At 43.7% G+C, this 7,896-nt stretch carries 5 protein-coding genes and 2 pseudogenes; 4 read left to right on the top strand and 3 right to left on the bottom strand.

Annotation, left to right across the window (positions count from 1 at the left end; translation table 11 throughout):
- Nucleotides 1-538 (bottom strand): MFS transporter (locus tag B9J87_RS04770; protein ID WP_141201537.1); only part of this gene is annotated, 538 nt, incomplete at its 3' end.
- Nucleotides 539-672: 134 nt separating this feature from the next.
- On the opposite strand from B9J87_RS04770, the pseudogene B9J87_RS04765 reads away from it, so the two are divergent.
- A pseudogene (locus tag B9J87_RS04765) lies at nucleotides 673-1,557 on the top strand (LysR family transcriptional regulator).
- Nucleotides 1,558-1,772: 215 nt separating this feature from the next.
- A complete protein-coding gene (locus tag B9J87_RS04760) occupies nucleotides 1,773-3,605 on the top strand; it encodes a putative bifunctional diguanylate cyclase/phosphodiesterase (protein ID WP_013868105.1) in 1,833 nt (610 codons plus the stop codon).
- Nucleotides 3,606-3,657: 52 nt separating this feature from the next.
- Here the strand turns inward: B9J87_RS04760 and B9J87_RS04755 are convergent, their stop codons facing one another.
- Together B9J87_RS04755 and B9J87_RS04750 are read right to left on the bottom strand one after the other, a co-directional pair.
- The gene (locus B9J87_RS04755) at nucleotides 3,658-4,965 is read right to left on the bottom strand and encodes a peptidoglycan DD-metalloendopeptidase family protein (RefSeq protein WP_017050287.1); all 1,308 of its coding nucleotides are present in this window, start codon (nucleotides 4,963-4,965) and stop codon (nucleotides 3,658-3,660) included.
- Nucleotides 4,966-5,151: 186 nt separating this feature from the next.
- On the bottom strand, nucleotides 5,152-5,451 hold the full coding sequence (locus B9J87_RS04750) for an isoamylase early set domain-containing protein (RefSeq protein ID WP_026028657.1): 300 nt from the start codon (nucleotides 5,449-5,451) through the stop codon (nucleotides 5,152-5,154).
- A gap of 211 nt (nucleotides 5,452-5,662) precedes the next feature.
- On the opposite strand from B9J87_RS04750, the gene B9J87_RS04745 reads away from it, so the two are divergent.
- Nucleotides 5,663-7,324 carry a SulP family inorganic anion transporter gene (locus B9J87_RS04745; RefSeq protein WP_094149572.1) on the top strand — a complete coding sequence of 554 codons (1,662 nt, stop codon included), beginning with the start codon at nucleotides 5,663-5,665 and terminating at the stop codon, nucleotides 7,322-7,324.
- Nucleotides 7,325-7,675: 351 nt separating this feature from the next.
- Nucleotides 7,676-7,896, top strand: a pseudogene (locus B9J87_RS04740) (YjiH family protein); the annotation flags it as partial.

Here is a 7,896-nt window from a genome sequence, read left to right as displayed (position 1 = left end):
TGGTACAGATATACACTAATACGAACACAAACACGGACTGCCAACTTAAATGAAAGGCAAGCCACCCACCGAGCACAGGGGCAATAATTGGCATAATTGAGGCGGTGATGGCGATGTAAGAAAGCGCCTTTGTTAATTGCAGACCATCATAACTGTCACGCAGCACACTGCGGCCAAGAACAGAAGCACTTCCCGCGCCAAGCCCTTGCAGTAGGCGACCAGCAGCCAACGCATGAAAATTATCCGAAAAACAGACACACAATACTGTACCGGCCAAGTAGATCCCCTGCCCGAGTAAAAATGTCGGGCGTCTACCAACCGCATCAGACAATGGCCCGTAAAAAAGCTGTGACATTCCAAACGCCACTAAAAAGAGCGTGACGAGCCATTGAATACTGGCTTGGTCAACCATTAAGTCTCGGCTGATCAACGGCAGTGCAGGTAAATAGATGCTCACCCCAACTTGGCCCGTGGCAATGATCATCATCGCCAATAACATCGGCGTCTTTTTAAATGGTGTGCTAGCGAGAGTTTTCATGGGTTGCTAAGTGAGCTCTTATCGTCGGTAGGTGTGGTGTCAAAATACGTTTTCAGTATATATTGGCAACTCAGATTTGATAATAAAGCACTCAGGAAATGAATTAGTTCCAATGAGGAATGAGTAGGGTAACGATGGATTGGATACAAAATGTTAAAACATACATGCGAGTGGTTGAAGAAGGCAGCTTTAACGGCGCGGCACGTAAGCTCAATACCACCAGCTCAGCCATCAGTAAACGAGTACATTGGCTGGAAGAGAAAATTGGCGTGCAGTTACTTAAGCGCACCACTCGAACGGTGACACAAACCGAAGCGGGTGCTCTCTTTTATGAGCGAGCAAAAGCACAACTTGAAAGTTGGCAATCGGTGGTTGATGAAACACGATCTGTCAGCCAAACTCCCGCTGGCCTGCTAAAAATTGGGGCGACACTCTCTGTGGGCTCAAAATTTTTGGTGCAGTATTTAGATGAATTTCTACAGCGCTACCCTGACATTCGAATCCAACTGACCACAACAACTCCGGGGCAATTGCCCGAACTTCACCTTGATTTATTCATCAGCTGAGAAATTGACCAACTCAACTCCCTCAGTTTTAAAGCCTCACCCCTATTTGAACATAGGGCCGGCTTTTATGCTTCTCCTAACTATATTGAAAAATATGGTATGCCCAAATCTGCCGAACAGCTTCAACAGCACAATGTCTTGATTTGGGGAGAACACACAACGCGCGAATTAAAAACCTCAACGGGCAAACGCCTATCGTTATCGGGTAACTTCGCGACAACCAATCCAGAAGCACTTTTCTATGCAGGCAAAAATGGCATGGGAGTGATTGTCACCAACGACGTGATGGTCAAAGAAGAGCTACGTTTGGGCAATCTGGTACGTTTGCTACCCGATATCACCGTTGATCAAGCAACGGTTTACGCTTATTACCCTAAACTTGATTATCAACACACTCGAACTCATTTATTTCTCAACTACTTAAAAGAAAAATTAACGCATGAAGCTAGGTAACTAAATTGGGGTTACGTCTATTTCCATCACAAAATTGTCCACCAGAGCAAATTTACCCTAGACAAAAAAGTACTCATAAAACTCTGCAACTAAGCCGCTGAATAACCAATATTTTATTTTTTTACGTCTCAAGTACCCATCATTGCGAGTGGCAAAACTGCGCAATGTCGACCATAGTCACTAAGTGCATATTCTAAAAAAACAGAGTACGACATATGACTAAAACATCATTGGCTAGGGATGCAGTTAGTCTAAACACCATTAACGAGCTCATGCTGCTCGATGGCTCTGAGTTACATGATCGGGCCACATTGGTGCTGCATACACATTTTCAAACCTGCTGTACATGCATCGTCGAGTTAGACAAATGGCATTACAGAGCTCACACCTTATCTCATGCTGGTGAGACGCCAGACAACAACGACACGGGTTATCCGCTCAGGGGAACACCGTGTGAGCAAGTGTGGAAATCAAAACAGGAATACTGTCTGTTTCCATCACAAGTGACCAAAATTTTTCCTGATGACAAGTTTCTAATTGAAAATAAGATTGATGCCTATATCGGTATTCCCCTACGTGCCAAGAATGGCGAAATACTCGGAATGCTCGTGTCTACCTTCTATTCTCCCATCGAAGATGAGGAATTCGTGATTGGCTACCACCGAATCATTGCGAACATAGTCGTTCACAGCCTGCGCAATAAGTGGTTGAGCGAACGCTCTGACAGCTTGGTTAATCAACTTAGTTACGAAGTTTCTCACGACAACCTGACCGATTTAATGAACCGCAGTTATCTAGCTGACAAATTAGAACGCTTAGTTGAAACAACCAATGAACCGTTTACTCTTGCTTATTTAGACATCGATAATTTTAAATCGATCAATGACTTATATGGGCACTATATTGGCGACCAAATCATTAAGTTTGTGGCTAATGCCATCATTAAAAGCGTTCCGGAAGAGAATTTGGCATTTCGAATCGCAGGGGATGAATATGCGTTTATCACCTTCTCTAATGATCCGTTGCAAATCTGCCGCTGTATATTGGATAAGCTAAATACAGGTTATGTCGATGCATCACATCGCATTAAAATTAGCTTAAGCATTGGCATTTCAAGGAAAACTCAAGAGACAATCACGGCCGATCAACTGATTCTCAATGCCTGTTTAGCACTCAAAGAGTGTAAGCAAACTCGCGGTAGTAATATCCGTTGCTATGATACCCATCTGAGTGACCAATACCATCGTCAAACCCAAATCACAGAAGCTCTACGCCGTGAACTCAATAAGTTAACCAGTAAAAATAGTGAACTATTTGTGGTGGCGCAACCGATCGTCAGTCGTCACCAAGAACAGTGGAACTATTTTGAGATTCTCACTCGCTGGAATAGCGAAACTCTGGGTGCGATTTCACCGATTGAGTTTATCGATACTGCTGAGCAGTCAGGTTTAATTGTGGAATTAGGAGAACGCATTGTTGAGCTGGCATGCCTAGCAAAAGTTGAGCTAGAGGAGGGCTTAGGCTACAAGGTAAAATTAGGACTTAACTGTTCGGCACATGAACTGATCAACTCCAAGCGCTATCTCGAACACTTAATGCAAACCATTACTCAATACGGCTTTGAGCCTAATGAATTCACAATTGAGCTCACCGAAACAGTACTACTTTCACAAACCAGTGAAGTTAGATACATCTTAGATAAGCTCAGACTACTTGGTTTTACCATCGCGCTTGATGACTTTGGCACTGGCTATTCGAGCTTGAATTACATCCATAGCTACCCCATCGATTGCATTAAAATTGATGCCACTTTTATCAAAAACATGGTGTGTAACGAAACAGCGGAGCGCGTAGTTTGGTTGATTATTCAATTGGCAAATCAACTTCGAGTTGATCTCGTCGCAGAAGGGGTGGAGAACCAAGAAGCTCTGGAGAAACTCTATGCTATGGGCTGTGAACAGATCCAAGGTTACTATTTTTCAAAGCCAGAAACACCGCACTCTATCGTGACTCACTGGAACAACATGAGCCATGTACGGCGCGCATAAAAAACCCTCACTCTGAAAGTGAGGGATTACTAATATCCATTATGCTATCAAATTAAGACTCTTGGTCAGCCGAAGACTCACTGGTGGCATACCGCAGTTCTTGCTGCTGAAGCATAGAATCGAGTTCATTACGCCTTGCAACAAACCCCGCCATCTCTTTTTTAGGCACTGAGTTTGCCATTGGTATGTTGGCGGTCATGGCATTCACTGCGCGATCTCGAACCATCAGCTCATAATGCAGATGAGGCCCAGTGACTCGGCCCGATTGCCCAGATAAACCGATCCGCTCACCTCGCGATACTTTCTGACCTTTACGCACTAAAATTTTACTCAAATGCAAATAGCGTGTTTTGTAAGTACTGCCATGTTGTATCACCACGTAATTACCCGCATAAGGGTGCTTACGCGTCATGATCACCGTACCATCGCCAGTCGAGAATACCGGAGTACCGACTGGTACACCAAAATCAGTACCATTGTGCGGAGCCACTCTTTTTGTGACTGGGTGCAGGCGATGCGCATCAAAGTTAGAGGTAATGCGTTTATTTGTCGTCGGATAGCGTTGAAATGCGCGCTGTAAACTATCGCCATTTTTGTCATAGTACTGCCCATCACGGTGTAAATAAGCAGAAACGTCTTTGCCTCGACTGTAGATTTTAATCGCTTGGATTTCACGATTGCCCGTCAATTTCTCACCGACAAATTGACGAGATTGAACCACTTCAAATCGATCGCCAACCCTAAGATCACGAGAGAAATTGAGTTTATCTTTAAGTAAAGAGACGATCTGTTCTATCTCAGCGCTGCCTAACCCTATCGAATTGACCGACTGAGAAAAGCTGCCTTGGATCTCGCCAACCATGGCGAACTCTTTCCATACACCCGGTATTTTAACATCTTGAAACTCATAGGTACCATCATCTAAACGTGAATATACCGCGCGCTCGACTAGGCTAAATTCTAGCTCCATTTTGGAAAGCGCATTTCCATTTTGCGCTTTCCAAAACCTGAGGATGTTGCCAGGTTTTAACGTATCCAATGCGAGGTAGTTTAAATCGGTTTCCATAATCTTCATCAAGTCTTGGTAACCAAAGCCAAGTTGATTAAAGATAGTACTTAAATTGTCACCAGATTTAATCTCATATTCAAAATCCGGAAGATTTTTTACCTCAATAGCATCAGATAAAATCGACTGAACAATTTGAGTTTCGGTAATAGAGAGCTCAATTTGGCGCTGTAAGGAGCTATCCTGAATAGACGAGGAAAATGCGATGGCCGCGACAATCGGTAGGCCAATAATCGACGCTTTTTTTGGAAGTGAAAGCTCAGAAAAGCGCAGAATGAGAGAACGAGGAAGCACTATCTATCCTGTGGATTAAGTCAAAAGAGCCTCAAGATTAAGACTTTCTGTTTCAAAAGTCACCTATATCGTGTGATTCTATGGTCAAAAAAGGCACCGGAGTGCCTTATAACAAATCAACAATTACACGTAAAAATGAGTACTGTCCTAATCATGTTTCACGCTTTCACAAGATTTATCAACAACCTATTGATAAGTCGTTACTAGGCTATTTTCCTCGCCAAAACCATTGGCAATGTACTGGTCAGCGCTAGGATCGTTAACCCATTGTTGGTCATCCAACAAGTAACGAAATTGAAATTCAGCATCTTTAGGTAAACGGGTTTTAAATTTAAAACTATTACTTTTCGCCACCTTTTTCATTGGTTCTGGTTGCCAGTCAAGAAAGTCCGCTACTATCGCAACATTGCCAGCCGTATCTGGGACGTCCACTTCAAAGGTCACTTCGACTTCTTCTTTTGTTTTAAAAAAACGTTTATTAATCATCACAAACTCCATCTCTGTATAAAAAACATCCTACCTAGTGAATCATAAGAAAATAGACTCACATCCACAACTCTAAATAGTAAAAATTCCGCCGCCGAACCACTATATTTATAACCTCCGTTGAATATTCACCCCTCTTTACAGCATTTTAAATGAGCGTAGAATCCACCGCGCTTTCTATTTTCCCCTATTTTCAATAAGGTTATCAACTATGTTTGCCGTATATGAATCCTATAAAGCCGGTCTGCTACGACCAAAACAGTGGCTAAATAATATCAGTGCAGGTTTGATTGTAGGGGTTGTCGCTCTGCCACTGGCGATGGCATTCGCTATTGCTTCTGGCGTGAAACCGGAGCAAGGGATATACACCGCCATTATTGCAGGCGTTATCGTTTCACTGTTTGGCGGCTCGCGAGTGCAGATAGCCGGCCCAACGGGTGCTTTCATCGTGATACTCGCTGGAATTGTTAGCCAGTATGGGGTCAGTGGGTTGCAGATAGCCACTATGATGGCCGGTGTGATTCTATTGGTTCTGGGGGTCGCAAAACTCGGTAGCATCATCCGCTATATTCCTGACCCCGTAATCGTCGGCTTCACCAGCGGTATCGGTGTCATCATCTGGGTTGGGCAATGGCAAGAATTCTTCGGCCTCCCCAAAATCGAAGGTGAGCATTTTCATCAAAAATTAGTGTCTATTTTCCATGCCTTTCCGCAGATGGATTGGGCCACCACAAGCCTTGCATTATTTTCACTCGCGCTGGTTATCTTCGGCCCTAAGATCCCGAAGCTCTCGAAAGTACCAGGGCCGCTGCTTGCTCTCGTCACCGTTACCGTGTTGCAATATTTTGTTGGCTTTGAAGGGATCCGCACGATTGGATCGGCTTTTGGAGGCATACCTCAAGGACTGCCAGAGTTTTCGCTTCCAGAAGTTAGCTTCTCTCAAATTATTCTATTGATTGGCCCTGCTTTTGCGATTGCCATGCTAGGTGCGATTGAATCATTGCTTTCGGCGGTGGTCGCCGATGGTATGGCGGGCACCAAACACAACTCAAACCAAGAGTTAGTCGGCCAAGGTATCGCTAATATCGTGGCTCCGCTCTTCGGTGGTATTGCAGCAACAGGCGCCATTGCACGTACTGCAACCAATATACGCAACGGGGGGACAAGCCCACTTTCGGGCGTGGTGCACTCGCTCACTCTGGTCATCATCCTTATTGCACTTGCACCATTAGCCGTCAATATTCCACTGGCAGTACTCAGTGCGATTTTGTTCGTCGTAGCATGGAACATGAGTGAAGTTCCCCACTTTATTAAATTGGTTAAACGTGCACCCAAAGCCGATGTGGTTATTTTGTTGCTAACATTTGGATTAACCGTGTTTGCGGACTTAGTTGTCGCCGTCAACATCGGGGTGATCATCGCTACCCTTCACTTTGTAAAACGTATGGCATCTAGTGTTGAGGTAAAAGCCAGTACACACCATGAGCTCAGTGCTGAGCTGCTTCGTCATGGGCAAACTCAGTTACCAAGAGAGCTCGCCGTTTATGCCTTAGAAGGCCCATTTTTCTTTGCTGCGGCTGAAACCTTTGAGCGTGTGATGAGCAGCATTCAAGAGCAGCCAGAAATTTTAATTATTCGCCTTAAATGGGTTCCATTTATGGACATTACTGGCCTGCAATCCATTGAGGAAATGATCGAAAACTTCCATAAAAAGAATGTGCAAGTGTTGATCTCTGGTGCAAATACTCGTGTTGCAATGAAACTGAAAAAAGCGGGGATTGTTGATTTGGTCGGTGAAGATAATTTCTTTAGTCAATTCGATGATGCGCTTAGCGTTAGCCTACAACGTTTGAATATCAGTACAGCTCAATAAAGCTCATTGGACCTATACATTTTTGGCCTTTAGCCTCCGGTTAAAGGCCTTTGACTGACCCGTCCCTCTTACCTTAACCACCCAATTTTCCTCAGCCCTCCTTAATTCTTTTTAAAACGCACGCCTCAATCACCAACAGATTATTAACCAATGCAACAATAACAAAACAAATGACCATGTTATCTGAGAATAACAGCTCTTTTGTTTGAATACTTAACCTTGATTAATGAATAGTATTGCAAGCCATCTTAAAAATAGATATTCTTGCCTGCAATGACTAAATAGAGCTATTTAGTGCATTTTTATGCCACCAATTGGTGACTATTGACCCGCAGTAATACGAGACACGACATGCAAGATAACGCTCAAACTATTGAAGCTCCTGTAGCACCAACACAAAGTAGCTTTTGGATGTTTTTCATCCCTTCGTTAATTGGTCTATTTTTGTTTATGGCGCCAATTAGCTACCAAGGTGACTTAACCATTCCAGTTGCCGTCCTTGCTAAATCTATCCAAGCTATTTTGGGCGATTACCTTGTTGCAATAGTGACAGTGATCATCACCTTTATGTC

This window comes from Vibrio sp. V19_P1S1T109 (genome assembly GCF_002241375.1).
Lineage (GTDB): Bacteria > Pseudomonadota > Gammaproteobacteria > Enterobacterales > Vibrionaceae > Vibrio > Vibrio anguillarum.
Note: the sequence above shows the minus strand (reverse complement) of the source record. Positions and strands in the feature narration are given on the sequence as shown.